Genomic DNA, 17489 nt, shown 5'->3' on the forward strand with positions numbered 1-17489 from the left:
ATTAAAGTTTCACTTTATCCGGCTAATTTCCTCATAATCCATTCAATTGATCCCTCTAGTAAAATTTTTTCTCCACACCACGCTAATTAAAATACTGTGTAAATTTCTTTCTAAAGTATTGTTTTTATTTCACACATAAATATTGAGAAAATTTCACTCCCCCTAAATGGAAAGGTAATAGAAATGTTCATAGAGAATTACTCGTAGATTCAATTTTTATCCCCCCATTTTGTGGGGAATGATTGCCTAGTGGTAATGGGATAAGGTTGAGCTACTTTATTAGGGGGAGTGGTTCTATGTTTAATAAAAAAATGGTGGCAATGGCAATGACTGTGCCGTTAGTAATGGGGACAATTTCTACAGTTTCGGCATTGGAAAAACAACAGCAAGTAAAGCTAGAAGCTTATTCGCCGCAGAAAAAAGCAACAGAATATTTAAAAGAAAATGCTGCGCAGTATGGATTAAAAGCAGACCTTTCAGACTTACAATATATTTCTACAACAGAAACGTCAGTAGCTTCATATGTTAGATTCCAACAAGTTGTGAATGGTGCGCCTGTATTTTCGAAACAAATTACAGTTACTCTTAACGGAGAGGGAAAGGGAGTACTTGCTGTTTCTGATTATCAATCTGTTAAAGGTGTGAAGGAAGCTACTACAAAAATTAGTGAAAAAGATGCAATACAAAAATCAATGGCGTATGTTGGAGAAGTAAGTGAACAAAACTTATGGGCTCCTACAGAGAAAGAATTTGGATATATTGTTGAAGAGGGAATTGCTCGTCCAGTATACAAAGTTGTAGTCCATTCTAATAATCCGTTTGGTGCATGGGAAACATTTATTGATGCAGAAAATGGAAAGTTAATTAAAAAAGTTGATATAAACCGTAAAGCAGAAGGATCAGGAAAAGTATTTTTACCTAATCCAGTCGTATCTAGCGGTAGTAAAGTAGGTTTAAAAGATAACAATGATGCAGATTCAACAGCATTAACGAACCAATTAAAGACTGTTACGTTAAAAGGTTTAGATGGGACAGGATTTTTAATTGGAGAGTATGTAACGATTTCCTCAAAAGCAAAAACGAAAGCTACAAACTTACAATTTAACTATACACGTGCAAATGATAGCTTTGAAGATGTGATGTCGTATTATCATATTGATACTTTACAACGTTACATTCAAAGTTTAGGTTTTAAAAATATTAATAATCGCTCTATTAAAGTGAATGTGAATGGAACAACGGCGGACAACTCATTTTATTCTCCGACAACGAAAGCTTTAACCTTTGGTACTGGCGGAGTAGATGATGCAGAAGATGCAGGTATTATCGCACATGAATATGGACATTCAATTCAAGATAACCAAGTTCCTGGCTTCGGTAGTTCTGCAGAAGGTGGAGCGATGGGAGAAGGATTTGGTGATTTCTTAGGTGCTACGTATGAAGATGCAGTATCGACAACAGGCTACGGAAAAGCATGTGTTGGAGAATGGGATGCGACTGCTTATTCTAGTTCAGATCCAACGTGCTTACGCCGATTAGATAATAATAAAGTGTATCCGAAAGATATTACGAATGAAGTACATGATGATGGAGAAATTTGGGCTCAAGGACAATATGAGATGGCGCAAGCATTTGGTCGTGATGTTGCAACGAAAATTATTTTACAATCGCACTGGTCGTTAACACCAAACTCTAAATTCAGTGATGGAGCAAAAGCAATTAAGCAAGCGGATGCTCTTTTATATGGCGGACAACATGCCGCTGATATCGATCGTATTTGGGCAGCGAGAGGAATTAGTACGAATTAATATAAAAAGTCGTGGCATGTATAAGCCACGACTTTTTAATTTGCCTTAGAACTGGTACTAGTAAAGTAAGCTATATGAATGATAATGTGAATTTATTCGCATTTCATTTATTTTTTTTCGTCTTTAAAAACAAAATGCTCTTTAAATTTTCTAGACTCCACTTTTTGACCATTTCGCATGGAGCGGAAAGGGTGTTCTTGCCAAGTAATCATTACATCAACTTCATCTGCTTTTGTAGCAACTGGAAAATTAGCATGTTCAAATCCAGTTTTTCCACTTGCTAAACGGTTTTCCTTTAGGGAGAAGAGTTCATATTTCGTTTTTGTTTTTGGCTCGTTGCGGAATACTTCGACTTGTACATTATATACTTCACTGTTTCCAACATTTTTCAATGAAAATTGATATGTTTGAAATTCATCTTTTTTAGCTTGAAGCATATTCTTGTTTGTTTTTTTCGGTTTATCAATATTCACTTGCCATTGATCAGAGTTTTGAGAGATTGGTAAAGATTTTGGTGAATAGGCGTACGTTTCGTTTACTACAATTAGGCAAAACAATAGGAGAAAGAAACTAATCGCTTTTTGCATATACACACCTCGCTATAAAATTTTTATTAATATGTGTAAATAAAACAGTAAATATGTAATTTAATGGAAAAAAGGTGATACTTTGATTCAAATGAATTTGAAAAAACTTGAAGAAGTAGTAAATGGAGAAGGATTACAAGAATCGTTTCATCTTATAGAGATACATGGTGTCTGCATAGATTCCAAAAACATGAAAGAAGGAAATTTATTTGTTCCAATCATTAGGATGAAAGATGGGCATGAGTATGTGAAAGAAGCAATGGATAATAGAGCTGTCGCTTCCTTGTGGAAAAAGTCTTACGGTACTCCGCCAAAAGGGATTCCAATTATATTTGTGGATGACACTTTGTTTGCTTTGCAACAATTGGCACAATTTTATCGAAGAGAGATAAATGTAAAAGTAATAGGAATTACAGGTAGTAATGGCAAGACTACGGTAAAAGATATAATAGGAAGCATTTTAAGTTCAACTTATAAAGTGCATAAAACAAAAGGTAATTTTAATAGTCAAATCGGTTTGCCGTTAACAATTTTAGAAATGGAACGAAATACTGAGTTCTTAATACTTGAAATGGGAATGAGTGAAAAAGGACAAATTCGAAATTTATCACGAATCGCACAGCCAGATGTAGCGGTGATTACAATGATTGGGCAGTCTCATTTAGAAACGCTTGGATCAAGAAAAGAAATTGCGAAGGCTAAATTAGAGATTATTGACGGGTTAAGAGAAAATGGTTTGTTCTTATATAATGGTGATGAGCCATTGCTTTCTCGAAATAATAAAACGTCGAGTGTAAATTGTAAGACATTTGGTGAAAAGGATACAAATGATTTGTTTCCAACGAACGTACAATTAGATGAATATGGTGTTCATTTTAAATTAAATCATTCAAAAATACAGTACGATGTTCCCTTACATGGAAAACATAATATTTTTAATACGATTGTCGGAATCGCTGTAGGTCAATTTTACAAAGTCCCTATAGAAAAAATACAAGAAGCATTGCAGCAAATAAATATTACACAAATGCGCTTTCAGTTTTTAACCGCTAAAACAGGTTTTACAATTATTAACGATGCATGGAATGCCAGTCCTTCCTCCATGAAGGCTGCAATTGAAACGTTGCAGAAATTAAATGCCTATAAGAAAAAAATGATAGTGATTGGGGATATGTTGGAGTTAGGCAAGAAAGCTGAAACATATCATAGAGAAATTGGTAAAATGTTAAATGAGGAGATTATTCAATATGTATTTACGTATGGAGAGTTAGCCAAAATTGTAGCGGAAGAAGCAAGAAAGAACTATCATACAGGAAAAATAAAGTCATTTGATAATAAAGCCGAGATAGCAGAGGAAGTATTAAAAGTAATAACGAAAAAGGATGTTGTTTTACTGAAAGGTTCACGTGGAATGGCTTTAGAGGAAATTGTACAAAACTGGATATGAAAAATTAAAATATATTTAAAAGTGCTTGCATTTTATAGTGTGAAGAGATAGAATACTCTGTAAATATAAAAAGTGATGATCAGGAAAAGTACATGATGCAAAGGTCTACAGAGAGCAATTGGTTGCTGAGAAGATTGCGATACCGCATGATGGAAAGACACCTGTGAGTGTTGCTTTGAACGTGATAATTAGTAAAAGCAAACGGTACCTACCGTTATCAGGGCTAAGATGGTCATTATGACAATTTGGGTGGTACCGCGGAAAAATCCGTCCCTATTTATAGGGGCGGATTTTTGTATTCTTTTAAGGGAGGTGAGTGACCGTGGATGATGACGATGACAACAACAATAACGTAAATAAATATAAAATTACCGGAGGGAAAAATAATGGAGTCAATAATGAAGCGTTCACTCACAAAAGAATGTACAAAGCAAGGCGGAAAAGTTGTATTACTTCAAGGGTGGGTAAAAAAGATTCGTCATCTTGGAAATGTTAGTTTTTTATTATTACGGGACAGAACAGGGGTAATTCAATGTGTATTAGAAAATGAATTAGCTGGATATAAAGTTGATGTAGAAAGTGTCGTCCATGTAATCGGCGAGATAGTCGAAACAACGAAAACAGAATTGGGTGTTGAATTACTTGCGCATGAAGTGAAAGTAATAAACGGTGCAGAACAACTTCCATTTGAAATAAATAAAAAGAAGTTACAAGTTGGCTTAGATCAACTACTTAATGAGCGGGTATTATCATTAAGACATGAGAGAATTGCGGCGATATTTAAAGTGAAATCTACGTTCGTTCATAGCTTTAGTGAATTCCTTGCAGAGAACGATTTCACACGTATATTTACTCCGAAAATTGTTTCGCAAGGGGCAGAAGGAGGAGCAAATGTTTTTAAGCTTCCATACTTCCAAAAAGAAGCTTATTTAGCACAATCACCACAGTTTTATAAGCAAATGATGGTAGCTGGGGGATTAGAGCGTGTTTTTGAAATTGCACCTGTATATAGAGCGGAACATCATAATTCTTCTCGTCATTTGAATGAATATATATCGTTAGACGTAGAGCTTGGCTTTATTCATGATTTTCATGAAGTGATGCAATTAGAAACGGATGTTTTACGTTATATGTTTCAACAAGTAGCAAAAAATTGTGAAAAAGAACTACAACTATTACAAATAGAAGTACCTGTTATTACAGAAATACCGAAAATTACATTGTTACAAGCACAAGAAATCTTAAAAAGTAAGTATCGTAAAGAATCTCCTGTAGGGGATTTAGATACAGAAGGTGAAAAGTTACTAGGGAAATATGTGAAGGAAACATATAAGAGTGAGTTTGTTTTCATTACACATTATCCGAAAGAAGCGAGACCGATGTATACGATGCCGAATAAAGAGAATCCAGCTATAACTGATTCGTTCGACTTACTATATAAAGGATTAGAAATAACATCAGGAGCACAGCGAATTCATAATTATGAAATGTTACTCGCTTCGTTTAACGAAAAAGGATTACATCCCGATAAGTTTCAATCGTATTTAAATACATTTCGATACGGTTGTCCCCCGCACGGTGGTTTTGGAATTGGGTTAGAGAGAGTTGTATATAAACTATTAGAATTAACAAATGTACGAGAAGCGAGTGCTTTTCCGAGAGATTGTACTCGTCTTATACCATAATATTAAACCCCTTCTATATTACAGAAGGGGTTTATGTATTTCAACATATGTTAAAGGGAATAATAGTTTTTTTGTGTGAAAATATGTAAATTATATTAAGAACATTTTATAATGAATTGAGAAAAAGAAAATTCATAAGTTATAATGAAATATGAATATAAAAAAGTTCATATAATAATGTATGGAAGGGTATGAAACATGTTATATCAAACTCAAGCAACACAACAAACACCAGCTTATATAATTTATCTTCTTGATGTAAGCGCATCAATGAACCAAATGATGGATGCAGGCGGAGAAGAAAAAAGAAGAATTGATATTGTAACGGATGCTCTTTCTTTAGCGATTCGCCAAATGGTATTTCGTTCAACAAAAGGTAGTCGCTTGCTCCCGAGATATAAGTTATCTATTTTAGCCTATAGCGATCATGTTTTTGATTTATTGGGCGGTGTGAAAACAATAGATGAGGTAGCAAGACTGCGTCCATTAGAAAAAATTCAAACGCATCGTTTAACTGATACAGCAAAAGCTTTCTCTGTAGTGGAGAAGTTATTGCAAAAGGAATTACTAAATTTACAAGATGGGCCAGCTCCTGTTGTTTGTCATATGACAGATGGGGCATCAACTGGTGAAGATCCAGAATTAATTGTACGAAGAATTATGAATATGTCTGTACCTGATGGAAACGTACTAATTGAAAATATTTTTATTTCAGATGAAATTATGCAAGAACAAATTTCTAATATAAAGAAGTGGGAAGGGATTATGCCAAATACAGAGATTACAGATGAATATGGTGCAAAGTTGCAAAGACTTTCATCGCCTATCCCTCAAAGCTATCGTGAGATGATGACGGAACATGGGTTTCATATTGCAGATGGTGCTGTGATGATGTTTCCTGGGACAAATGCGGACTTAGTATCACTTGGATTTCAAATGTCTGCTGCAACGCCGGTTCGATAGGAGGGGGGAGTAAGGTGAAATATACCCTATCGCAAAAGGAAGAAACGGTATTGCAAGAAAAGGAAACGAAACATTTTACTTATAGATATAGTTATGTAAGAGCAAAAGAAACGCAGGATTTAAACGAGAGTGGACAAGACTTTCTAGTATTTCTAGATAATGGATCTAGTTTCGTATTTGCCTTATGTGATGGTGTAGGGCTATCTTTTCATGGTGAAATTGCGGCGAAATTTCTTGGTATGAAGTTAGTAAACTTGTTTGATACATGTCAAGAAAGTGGACTGGATATTGCTACATTATTAAATGAACAGTTAAATAATTGGATAGAAGAAGCTTCAGAGGAAGTGAGTGCATTTCGATTGCCAGAAGAAACACCATGGTTACTACGCGATGTTTTGGAAGAAAAGCGAAAAAAAGGTAGTGAAACGATGTTTATTGGCGGAAAAATAGAACTCATTCCAAATCAAGATAAAGTACAAATAACGATAGTTACACATGGAGATTCATTTGTACAATTGTTTCAAGATAAGGAGAATTGTTCGAATATAATGAGGTTTAATAGAAATATAGAGAAAAGATGGTCTACACAGCGAGGCATTATTGGTGGGGAATTGGCGGTTTTTTCAAAGGCATTATCTAGGCAAGAAGCGAATCGGATAGTTATTCACTCAGACGGACTCACGCTGCTTAAGCGGTATAACTTTGAGGAAGTGTTAAAAGAAATTGAGAGGGAACAGAACTCTCCGACAAGCGATGATATTTCATTTTTAGATGTTTCTTGGTAACAAACATGATGGAAAAAAGGTGAATAAATGTGGAAGAGATTATTGTGACATACATAAAACAGTCAAATGAAGAAATTGATATTGCAATTCCAAATGACGTAAAAGTGGTGCAAATTATTGAAGCGATTTTACATCATGAAAAAATAGATGAAGCATTAAGCGGGATCTATGAAATTAGAGTGGCAAAAGATAAAGAAGAGTGGCATTCTATTCGAAATGATGAAACGTTGCGCGATAATGATGTGTGGGATGGACAATATGTAATGCTACATAAAAAAGGAGCAATTATCCCTTCTTTTGAAATGATGCCAGCAAAAGAAGTTTATAATGAACCTGTTAAACAAGATATGTCTTCTAGTGAAGAAGATTATGTATGGAAAATCATTGAGTAATAGTTTTGGGATGGGGAAGGAGAAATGTTTTGTGCAAAAATCACCGTATTTTCAACGCTCTCCGCGTGTGAAAGTAGATATACCAACAGGGGATGTTATTATTCATGATCCACCGAATATACCGGAGGAGCCGAAGTTTTCAATTGAAACAATGTTACTGCCTGCAATGATGACAGTTTTAACATTGGTATTATATTTTGTAATGATGAAATTTATGAAGATGAATTCAAGTTATATGCCATTAATGATGGTTTCAAGTATTCCGATGTTAGGATCATATATAATTACAACGATGGGGCATTTCCGTAAAAAGAAAGAACATCGTCAAATGGTTGAACAATTACAAACAAGATATTTAGAGCAAATTCAAAAGCATCGAGTGGAATTAGATACGTTAAAGGTTGAACAAGCAAAATATTTAATTACACAAAATCCAAGCCCATTAAAAAGTGTACAAAGAATTGAAAACAGGGAAAGTAATTTGTGGGAGAGAACACCTGAAAGTCCAGACTTTTTAGATATTCGTATTGGTACAGGAGAAAGACCATTCCTTGTAGAATTGAAGGTGCCTGAACAGAAAGGTTACGAAGAAAATCCATTAGTTACAGAAGCACAAAATGTGAAAAGAGATTTCAATACGATACCGAATGGACATATTTCAATTTCTTTGAAAAAAAATGATGTAATTGGTGTAGTCGGAAATAAAGAAGATAGACTAAACTTTATTCGAATTGTAACGACACAAATTATGACGCATCATGCACCAAATGAAGTGAAAATAGCAGCATTTTATCATGAGAAGGAGAAAAAGCAGTGGGATTGGATGAGGTGGCTTCCTCATGTATGGGATGAACAGAGAAGTATGCGCTTTTTATCTGAAAATCAACAGGATGCACAGAAACTAGCTGAAGTACTATTTACCCCACTTAATATGCGTAGAATCTATAATTCCTCTGCGCAAGCAGATGCAAAAGTTCCTTTAATTCCGATGTATGTATTTTTCTTATCAGCGAGAGAGTTTTTAGAAGATGATCCTTTAACTCCAATGTTACTTAGAGAAGGTGAAAGTGTAGGAGCTTCTACATTTATTTTTGCGGAACAAAAGGAACGCTTACCGATGGAATGTGATCTTGTAATAAGCTTAAATGGAGAAAATGGTGAGTTAGTAGAAACGTTTTCAAGTTCAGCTGAAAATAGTGGAACAACGCGTGCTAGTTTTAAAGTAGATCGACTTTCATTCGAGCGATGTGAACTAGGAGCGCGAAGCATTGCTCCAATTCGAATGAAAAGTTCTACAGCAGCCAACATTCCGAAAGTATTAACATTTTTAGACTTGTTTCAAGCTAAAAATATGGAAGAGCTACAAGTGCTAGAGAGATGGAAAGAAAATCGATATCCGACTTCATTACCGGTTCCAATTGGTGTAAGAGAAGGAAGTAAACCTGTTTTTCTAAATATTCACGATAAAATAGAGAAAAAAGGGCATGGTCCACACGGTCTAATGGCTGGTACAACAGGATCAGGAAAAAGTGAAGTAATTCAGTCTATAATAGCAGCGTTAGCAGCAACCTATCACCCTCATGAGATGGCATTTATGCTTATCGATTATAAAGGTGGTGGGATGTCAAACACATTTGCGGGATTACCGCATATTATTGCATCTATTACGAACTTAGAGGACCCGAACTTAATTGAGCGTGCCAGAATTTCATTAAAGGCAGAACTAGAACGGAGACAAAAATTATTCATTCAAGCTGGAAATGTTCAGCATCTAGATGAATATTATGAAACAAGCTGGCGTGAAAAAGAACCTTTACCACATTTATTTATTGTTATTGATGAGTTTGCTCAAATGAAAAAGGAACAACCAGAATTTATGGACGAGCTAATTAGTGTCGCTGCAATAGGAAGGACATTAGGAGTTCACTTATTATTAGCAACTCAAAAACCTTCAGGGGTTGTAAATGACAAGATTTGGAGTAACTCACGTTTTCGAATTTGTTTACGTGTACAAGATGACGCGGATAGTCGTGAAATGTTAAAGATTCCAGATGCATCTAAAATCAATGTACCAGGGCGAGGATATCTTCAAGTTGGTAGCAATGAAGTATTGGAATTATTCCAATCTGCATGGAGTGGAGCACCTTATAATCCAGATGAAGAGAAAGTTCTTGATATTGTTGACTTTACAGAAGTGAAGCTTTCCGGTGAAAGAATAAAAGTGAAAAAGCGTCCAAAACCAATGACAAATAGTCCAAAGCAACTACAAGCTTTTATTCAATATGTACAGAGCGTATCAGAAAAAGAAAATATTAAAGCATTACCAGGACCTTGGCTGGATCCATTACCGGAAAAATTATTGTTAAAAGAATTTTATGCTATGGAAGATTGGACAATTGCTGAGTGGAATAAATCAAAAGAATATTTACAAGTAACAGTAGGATTAATTGATGATGTTGCAAATCAAGCTCAATTTCCTCTGAAGTTAGATTTACAAGAAGGGCATTTAAATATTTATGGTATGCCAGGTACAGGAAAAACGACGATGTTGCAAACAATTATTATGTCTCTAGCTGTATCTCATACACCAGCAGAAGTGAATTTCTATATTATTGATTTTGGTCGAATGTTCTTAGATTTTAGAGATTTACCTCATATTGGCGGGATTATACAAGAAGGCGAAAATGAGAAAATGAAACGTCTATTCGGATTTTTAAAGAAGGAAATCACGCATAGAAAAGAGAGCTTTTCTAATATCGGTGCAAAGTCATTCTCTATGTATAACCGAATGGTAGAAAAGAAAATACCAGCAATAGTAGTAATGGTAGATGGTTATATAAGATTCAAAAATGAATTCGAGAAAGAAAATGAAGTATTAGAATTATTATTGCGTGAATCAAGTACATATGGAGTATATTTCTATTTTTCTCTGAATCAAACAATAGATATGTTCGATCGTGTTCGTAATAATATACCGATGGCACTTACATTTGAATTGCAAGATGGAACAGAATATCATAACTTAGTTGGCAGACCTAAATTCCCATTAATTGAAGTTCCTGTTGGCCGTGGATTAATGAAAGGGCAACCGCCGGAATTATTCCAAGCAGCATTGCCGTTTATTGGGGAAAGTGAACTTGAATACTCTCAACAATTAAAAACAATTATTCAAAAAATGAATGGAGTATGGAATGGTGAAAAAGCAAAAGAGATTCCAATGGTACCTAAAGAAATATTTGTAGAACATATGATTGAAAAATTAGAAAGAGCTCATATTTCAGCAGGTATAGAAACAGAGGATATTCGTTTGCAAAGTTTTTCTTTAGATGAAATGAGTCATATATTTATTGGGGGAAGAATAGAAGGTGGAAAAACATCGCTATTACAAACACTTCTATTCACTACTACATACCAATACTCTCCTGAAAAGGTTGAGCTATACTTAGTAGACCTTGGTGAAAGACCTACAGGCTTATTAGCTCTTGGAGATTTACCTCATGTGAAGAAGAAAGTTACAGATGGTATGCAATTAAAAGAAATGTTAGATGAATTGTTAGAGCTAATAAATAATAGAGAACCAATAATGCCTTCTATAGATCCAAACACAACAGTGGAGATTCCATATAAGAGAATAATCATTGCGATTGATGATATCGATCAAATGTTAACTATATTATCTACTGATTATGAGGCGAAAAATAAAATGGAACTAATAGTCCAAAACTGTAAAAATAAAGGGATTCACTTTATGACAGCTGCTACTACGTCTAGCTTAAATAGCTATTCTCATGAAAAATGGTTTGCGGAAATTAGAAAGAGAAGTATTGGATATTTATTGGGAACGACACAAAATAACGATGTGTATTTCTTTAATATGAAACTGCCACATACTGAAATGGATCAAGAATTATTAAGTGGGGATGGATATTGCATACGTAGAAAGCCAATAAAAATAAAATGTGCATATACACCATTACATTTACTTCGCACGATGACAGATAAAATTAGTGTGAAATGGTCTGAATTAAAAGTGAAATAATATTAAAATAGGGTTAAATTACTAGAAAATAGAATATTTTTGTAATTTAACTCTTTAAAAATTGTATGAATATAGTTTATAATCTAATTGTTGTATCATTTATGATTTGAAAGGGGAAATTATTAAGATGGCAGAAATTAAAATCACACCAGAAGAACTTGAAAGAATCGCAGGAAACTTTAAAAACGCAGCAGGAGAAGCACAGAGTCAAATTAATAGACTTGAAGGCGATATTAATAGTTTAGAAGGACAATGGGCTGGGGCAACACAAGCGAAATTCCGTGGAGAATTTATCCAATCTAAACAAGCAATGCAACAATACATTCCAATTTTAGAAGGTATTTCAACAGATTTAAAACGTATCGCTGATAAATTCCGTAACACAGATAACGCATACTAAGAATAGAACAATTGCAAAAGACCAGGAGCTATTGTTCCTGGTCTTTTTTTGAAAAATTGTTATACGAGAGTAAGGGGATAAAATGGGATTCCGACCAGAAGTAGGAGAAAAAATTAATCTTAATAAAGATGTTTATCGTTTTGAGAAACACCCAGCTGTAATTGGTATTGAGATGCCCTATGGTCAAGAGGGAAGACAAGGAACAGTTTATCAATTACAACAGGAAAATGGTGTAGAACGAATTGCATTAAAAGTTTTTAAGGAACGCTATCGTGAGGAAAAACATCAACTAGCATTTTTAAAACCACTTTCTTCCTTAGTGGGTCTGAAAGTATGTTCACGCTATATCGTTACTAAAGAAGAACATACATCTGCTATCGAAAAATCAGAAGATCTTGCCAATAGTATTGTAATGCCTTGGATTGAAGGTCCAACTTGGGCTGATATTTTACAAGAACAACGAATGTTATCAAAAGAACAATGTTTCTTTATTGCAGAAGCATTTCTTACAACGCTTAAAATGATGGAAGAAAATGAAGTTGCTCATAATGATTTATCGTCTAGCAACGTACTTGTACCTTTTTTAAGTGAAAATGCAATTGAAGGCCAACACAATATCGAACTTGTTGATGTTGAGCAAATGTATGGCCCAAAAACGAAAAGACCTTCATTATTGCCAGCAGGTTCAGCGGGTTATGCACCAAAGTATTTGACAAGTGGAGTATGGCAAAAAGAAGCCGATCGATTTGCTGGTGCTATTTTATTAGGAGAAATATTAAGTTGGTGTAGTGAAGAAGTTCGAAATAAAAAATGGACTGATGCAAGTTACTTTAAAACGGAAGAAATGCAGACAGAATGTGAAAGATATACGTTACTTCAGCAAGTATTACATAATCAATGGAACGGGGAAATTGCAAAATTATTTAAGCAGGCATGGAGTAGTAATTCTTTCGCAGAATGCCCAAGCTTTGCACAGTGGTACGATGTATTTAATAGCGCGAGAGAAAGAATAAAAATTGATGCGGAAAGGCAGTCAGCAGAAGAACACTCTCTTTTTGTATCAAAATGTTTGGAAATTGCAAGATTATTAGAAGAGAGAGGATTTAAACAAGCGGCATTATATGAATATAAAATAATTTTCAATTCACTCAATCCATCAACAGCTCTGCAAAAAGAACTCGCATATATCATTCAAACTATGGAGAGTCAAGAGCCTGAAATAAATAATAAAATGGTCCTACAACATTATTTGGAATTAGCTACTGAATTGGAACGAGAAAACAATGCAGCATTTGCTTGTTTCGTCTATTCACGAATCGTACAATTTCCAAACATTGATCAGGCGTTAAAACAGGAAATTGAAAGCATTATTAAAGAGATAGAAGAAGAGCAAGGAACACAGTCGCAGCAAGAAGTAGCAGCTACAATTACAGTGCCAAATAGCATTCTACAAAGCCGAAAACAAACAAAACAACAAGTGGAATATGATATAGATGATGAGATTTTAAATGCAAAAGCATCGAATCAACCACTTACAATAGCGCATGAACAAAGTGAACCATCGGCTTTTTCTACATGGTGGAAAAAGAATAAGAAGCGAATTTTGATTATTGGCTCAACTGCAGTTGTTGTAATAGGTGGTTCAACGTTATTTTATTTCTATACAACAAACGCTAAATATCAAAAGTTTATGGAACAAGCACGACAAGCTTATGATGATAAAAAATATACAAAAGCAGAAGAAGCTGTTGGACAGGCAATTGCTGTAAAGGGTAAGGATGAGGCTTATCTCCAATTAGCAACGATTTACGTTGCTGAAGGAAAAAATAAAATTGCAATCGATTATATTACAAAACTAATAAAAGATAGAGAAATAGATAAAGAAAATAATGAAGCTGCTTATTTATTAGCTTCAGCGAATTTCCGCATTGGGAAATATCAAGAAGCGGTGCAAAATTTTGAACAAGCGTTAGCGAATAATGCAAAAGGAATTGAACCATACAAAAAAGATGCGATGCGGGATTTAGCTGTAAGTCATATGAAAATGAAAGAATTTGAAAAGGCAGAAGATGTTATTGTCAAAATGAGTACGAAAACAAATGAAGATAAAGCAATTGTTTCGTATTTAAAAGGTCAACTATCAACCGCAACTGTACAGTTAGACAAAGCAGAATCTTTCTTTAAAGAAGCTATTATGCAAGATTCAAAGAATGCCATATATACAATTGAACTTTCAAATTTATATGTACTTTGGAATAAAACAAACCTAATTGATAGTGCGAAGAAAGAAATGAATTATCAACAAGCATCTCACATCTTACAAGTTGCAATTCAAAAAGATATGAAAAATATTGAGTTGTTAAATCAACTAGGAATTGTGTATTACGAAGCGGGCCAATTTTATGAAACGCGAGATGGCGCAAAGAGTACCGCTGCATATCAACAAGCGTTAGAAGCTTACAATAGAGTTGTGGGCAGTGGAACACGCGATATAAATACGCTTGTAAATATAGGGATTTTATACGATAAAGTGGGACAAGGAAATGAAGCAGAGAAGCTTTTCACAGAAGCATACTCACAAAACGATGAAAATCCGCATGTGAATTTTGCATTCGGGATGTTTAAAATTAAACAGAAAAAATATGAGGAAGCAAGTCGCTTCTTAAGAAAAACAGTGCAAGCAAATGAAAATGAATCTGAAGTAAGAGCTGCGCAAGAAAAACTAACAGAAATGAAAACAAACGGTTGGATTCAATAAAGATAGGAAAAGGGGAAAAGGACATGGAGGAAAACAATAATAACTTAGGGAAAAAAGTCGCTATATCAGTAATGTCGGTAGCGTTACTAGGAACATCAGGATATCTTGTGTATGACAAAGGCTTTAAGACAGCAGGAAAAGAACAAGTAAAACTAGCAAGTAATACAGAAGAGAAAAAAGATGATCGTATTACAGGGGGCGATTTACAGTCTATGTTCCCAAATTTAGTCGCTGATCCTGCAAAAAAAGATGAAAAACCTGGTGAAAAACCAACTATTAATTTAGCAGACTTAATTGGGAATAATAAATCACCAATTACACCAGTGACGTATAAACCAGATGAAGTATCGGTGGAAAAGAAAGATCCACAAATCAAATTATCAGATGCACCAACTCCACAAAAGTTAGATTTGCCATCTAATATGGGGGGACCTGTGGCGGAACCGGGAAAGGCGAATGATAATAAACAGCAACCAAATGTACAAGAAGGAGACGGACAAAAAACAGATATAGGTACAAAACCAGACACAAACCCAGATACAAAGCCAGATCCAGAACCAACACACCCAACAATTACAGTATCACCAAAAACGGGTGATATTTTAGTTGAGTGGTACGCTGGAAATGGAAAATACTACTCATCTGTTTTCTTTAATGATTTTTATACGAGTCAAAAAGAACTGGATGAAAATGCATTAAATAATTTAACAAGCTACTATAGTAAAAAAGAAGACTGGACGCTCGTTAGCCAATTGAATACACCATCAAAATCAAAATCGATAGCTGAACATAAGTTAGCGTTAGATAATGTAGAACAAATTCTTACAAGTGGTGAATATTCAAATGAGAGAGCACTATTTTATTTACGTAATCAAATGAATGTACTAAATGAATCGGTTACTACACAAGAAGAGTTACAAAGATACATGAGTGAAAATAAGAAAGATTATATTAAATCTGTAGCAGAAAAAGTTTATCAAACAGCAATAAAAGAAAAAAGAGAGTGGTCAAATACAGGAGATGTAGCATCTTTAGAACAAGCATTAAGTAAATTTTATTTAGTTACATCAGTATTTGAAAGTGTAGATCCTGCATTAGTAGAAAAAGCGAATCAAGATGTAGAAGATATTTTCAACAAGCTATTACAAGAAGAATTACAGAACCTTAATATCCAAACATCAGTAGTGATGTCTGCAACTGAGACAAAAGAAAAAGCAAGCCCTGTAAAAGAAAAGACTAGCAGTAATGAAGGAAAAGCAGTGAAAGAAGTTACTAGCAGTAATGAAGGAAAAGTAGTTAAAGAAGAAAATGTAAGTGAAAATGAGGCAACAGCTACATCAAGTGAGAAAAATCTAAAAGAATCAATAACTGAAGGTGCCACAAATAACAATAAAATAAATAATGTAGATTCAAGTAATCAAAAAGAAAAAGTGAAATCTGATCCGGCTGAAGAAGCAATTGCTCAAATTGATGTATATTTAAATCCAGCGAATCCACAATATGAAAATGCTTTACTATTAGCAAATCAGTATATTGACGGTGCAACAGGAGAACAAAAAGAAAAATTAGAACAGCAATTTAGTGCGGCTGTAGAGGGACTTCGTGGACAAATTAAAGATTCTAATTTCAAAGTCGAAGATGCTATAAATAAAGCGAATTTATTAGCAAATACGGCAAGAGTAGAAAAATCTGTTCAAGATGAATCTCATAAATTATTAATGCCGCTAATGTTTGAAAGAAAAGCAAACGATGCTGCAAATAAGGGAGAATATTATACAGCGGTATTAAATATTGCAAATGCAATTCGTACAAAGCACCCATTGGAACGCTCAAGAGAAGAAATGGTTAATTATGCGAATAAATTATGGATAGATACAGAAAATGAATGGAATAAAATAAATGGAACGACAGGATGGCAAAGTGAAGTAAGTAAAAACTTATTACCATCATACACATTACTTGCACAGTTAAAGGATATTGATAAAACGATTGGCCAAATTAGTGGTATGAATATGATTGATAATGCATCCAAAAAAATGGAGGGAATTCAACTTATTCAGTTAGCAGGTGATGAAGCAAATAAAAAAGGTCAAACGAGCCTTTATAATGCTTTACATTATTATGGTCAAGCAGCTTCCCGTGGTGTTGTTGACAAAACAGGATTTTCTAATGTAGCTGGTCTTGTAATTAAAGAAGCAAAACAGTTAGAGAATAAGGATGCTTTAAACAACTATCAAATTTTATATAAAACACCAGGAATTGAAGAGCTAGGAATTAAAGATGAAGTAAAAGTGACAATTGAGTATTTGAGTACATTTGAAGCTGCAAAGGTAAGTGGAAATAAAGATACAATTGAAGATTTAGCTTCAGCAATTGAATTAACTTATCGTTCTATGGAATTAGGATATCCAGAAGCAGATGCTAAAGAATGGATGAATACGGTAGCTCTAAAAATGCTTAATAAAGGTGCAGGTTATATGTCCGCAACTGATACGAATAATGCATATAAATGTTTTGAATTTTTAACTCGTGATAAATATGCAAATGCTATTAATGGAGAAATAACGAAACAAGCAAAAAAGAATGTAGAAACAATTAAATCTATGAACGTTAAAAAATAATTAG

Annotated in this window: 11 protein-coding genes and 1 other annotated feature; of the genes, 10 read left to right on the top strand and 1 reads right to left on the bottom strand. The window is 34.2% G+C overall.

Translation table 11 applies throughout. The features are described from left to right. Nucleotides 1-296: 296 nt before the first annotated feature. Nucleotides 297-1808, top strand: a complete 1512-nt coding sequence (locus COL05_RS22200; protein WP_098670169.1) for a M36 family metallopeptidase — start codon at nt 297-299, stop codon at nt 1806-1808. Between the two features lie 107 nt (nt 1809-1915). Here the strand turns inward: COL05_RS22200 and COL05_RS22205 are convergent, their stop codons facing one another. Continuing rightward, entirely contained in the window at nt 1916-2395 is a 480-nt protein-coding gene (locus tag COL05_RS22205; protein WP_001167914.1) for a hypothetical protein, read from the bottom strand. Nucleotides 2396-2477: 82 nt separating this feature from the next. Between COL05_RS22205 and COL05_RS22210 the strand changes: the two genes are divergently transcribed. The 9 genes from COL05_RS22210 (at nt 2478) to COL05_RS31035 (ending at nt 17485) form a co-directional block, all read left to right on the top strand. Then, nucleotides 2478-3842, top strand: coding sequence for a UDP-N-acetylmuramoyl-tripeptide--D-alanyl-D-alanine ligase (locus COL05_RS22210; RefSeq protein ID WP_098670170.1), 1365 nt, complete (start codon nt 2478-2480; stop codon nt 3840-3842). 66 nt (nt 3843-3908) lie between these two features. After that, nucleotides 3909-4120: a binding site (T-box leader), on the top strand. Between the two features lie 108 nt (nt 4121-4228). Continuing rightward, nucleotides 4229-5527, top strand: a complete 1299-nt coding sequence (gene aspS / locus COL05_RS22220; RefSeq protein WP_000443908.1) for an aspartate--tRNA(Asn) ligase — start codon at nt 4229-4231, stop codon at nt 5525-5527. A 198-nt stretch (nt 5528-5725) separates the two neighbouring features. Then, nucleotides 5726-6490, top strand: coding sequence for a vWA domain-containing protein (locus COL05_RS22225; RefSeq protein ID WP_098670171.1), 765 nt, complete (start codon nt 5726-5728; stop codon nt 6488-6490). 14 nt (nt 6491-6504) lie between these two features. After that, complete coding sequence (locus COL05_RS22230) at nt 6505-7275, top strand: hypothetical protein (RefSeq protein ID WP_098670172.1); 771 nt, start codon at nt 6505-6507, stop codon at nt 7273-7275. 29 nt (nt 7276-7304) lie between these two features. Next, nucleotides 7305-7667, top strand: a complete 363-nt coding sequence (locus tag COL05_RS22235) for an EsaB/YukD family protein (protein WP_098670173.1) — start codon at nt 7305-7307, stop codon at nt 7665-7667. Between the two features lie 31 nt (nt 7668-7698). Then, on the top strand, nt 7699-11706 hold the full coding sequence (essC, locus tag COL05_RS22240) for a type VII secretion protein EssC (protein ID WP_142337620.1): 4008 nt from the start codon (nt 7699-7701) through the stop codon (nt 11704-11706). Nucleotides 11707-11833: 127 nt separating this feature from the next. After that, nucleotides 11834-12106, top strand: coding sequence for a WXG100 family type VII secretion target (locus tag COL05_RS22245; protein WP_000807831.1), 273 nt, complete (start codon nt 11834-11836; stop codon nt 12104-12106). 82 nt (nt 12107-12188) lie between these two features. After that, nucleotides 12189-14864 carry a tetratricopeptide repeat protein gene (locus COL05_RS22250; protein ID WP_098670174.1) on the top strand — a complete coding sequence of 892 codons (2676 nt, stop codon included), beginning with the start codon at nt 12189-12191 and terminating at the stop codon, nt 14862-14864. 23 nt (nt 14865-14887) lie between these two features. Then, nucleotides 14888-17485, top strand: coding sequence for a hypothetical protein (locus tag COL05_RS31035; RefSeq protein ID WP_142337621.1), 2598 nt, complete (start codon nt 14888-14890; stop codon nt 17483-17485). The last annotated feature ends 4 nt before the right edge of the window (nt 17486-17489 follow it).

This window comes from Bacillus sp. AFS059628 (assembly GCF_002571225.1).
Lineage (GTDB): Bacteria > Bacillota > Bacilli > Bacillales > Bacillaceae_G > Bacillus_A.

Excerpts from the sequence above, each read along its gene's own strand:
- COL05_RS22200 (WP_098670169.1), top strand. The coding sequence starts at position 297 with ATGTTTAATAAAAAAATGGTGGCAATGGCAATGACTGTGCCGTTAGTA.
- COL05_RS22205 (WP_001167914.1), bottom strand. The coding sequence starts at position 2,395 with ATGCAAAAAGCGATTAGTTTCTTTCTCCTATTGTTTTGCCTAATTGTA.
- aspS (WP_000443908.1), top strand. The coding sequence starts at position 4,229 with ATGGAGTCAATAATGAAGCGTTCACTCACAAAAGAATGTACAAAGCAA.
- COL05_RS22225 (WP_098670171.1), top strand. The coding sequence starts at position 5,726 with ATGTTATATCAAACTCAAGCAACACAACAAACACCAGCTTATATAATT.
- COL05_RS22245 (WP_000807831.1), top strand. The coding sequence starts at position 11,834 with ATGGCAGAAATTAAAATCACACCAGAAGAACTTGAAAGAATCGCAGGA.
- COL05_RS22250 (WP_098670174.1), top strand. The coding sequence starts at position 12,189 with ATGGGATTCCGACCAGAAGTAGGAGAAAAAATTAATCTTAATAAAGAT.
- COL05_RS31035 (WP_142337621.1), top strand. The coding sequence starts at position 14,888 with ATGGAGGAAAACAATAATAACTTAGGGAAAAAAGTCGCTATATCAGTA.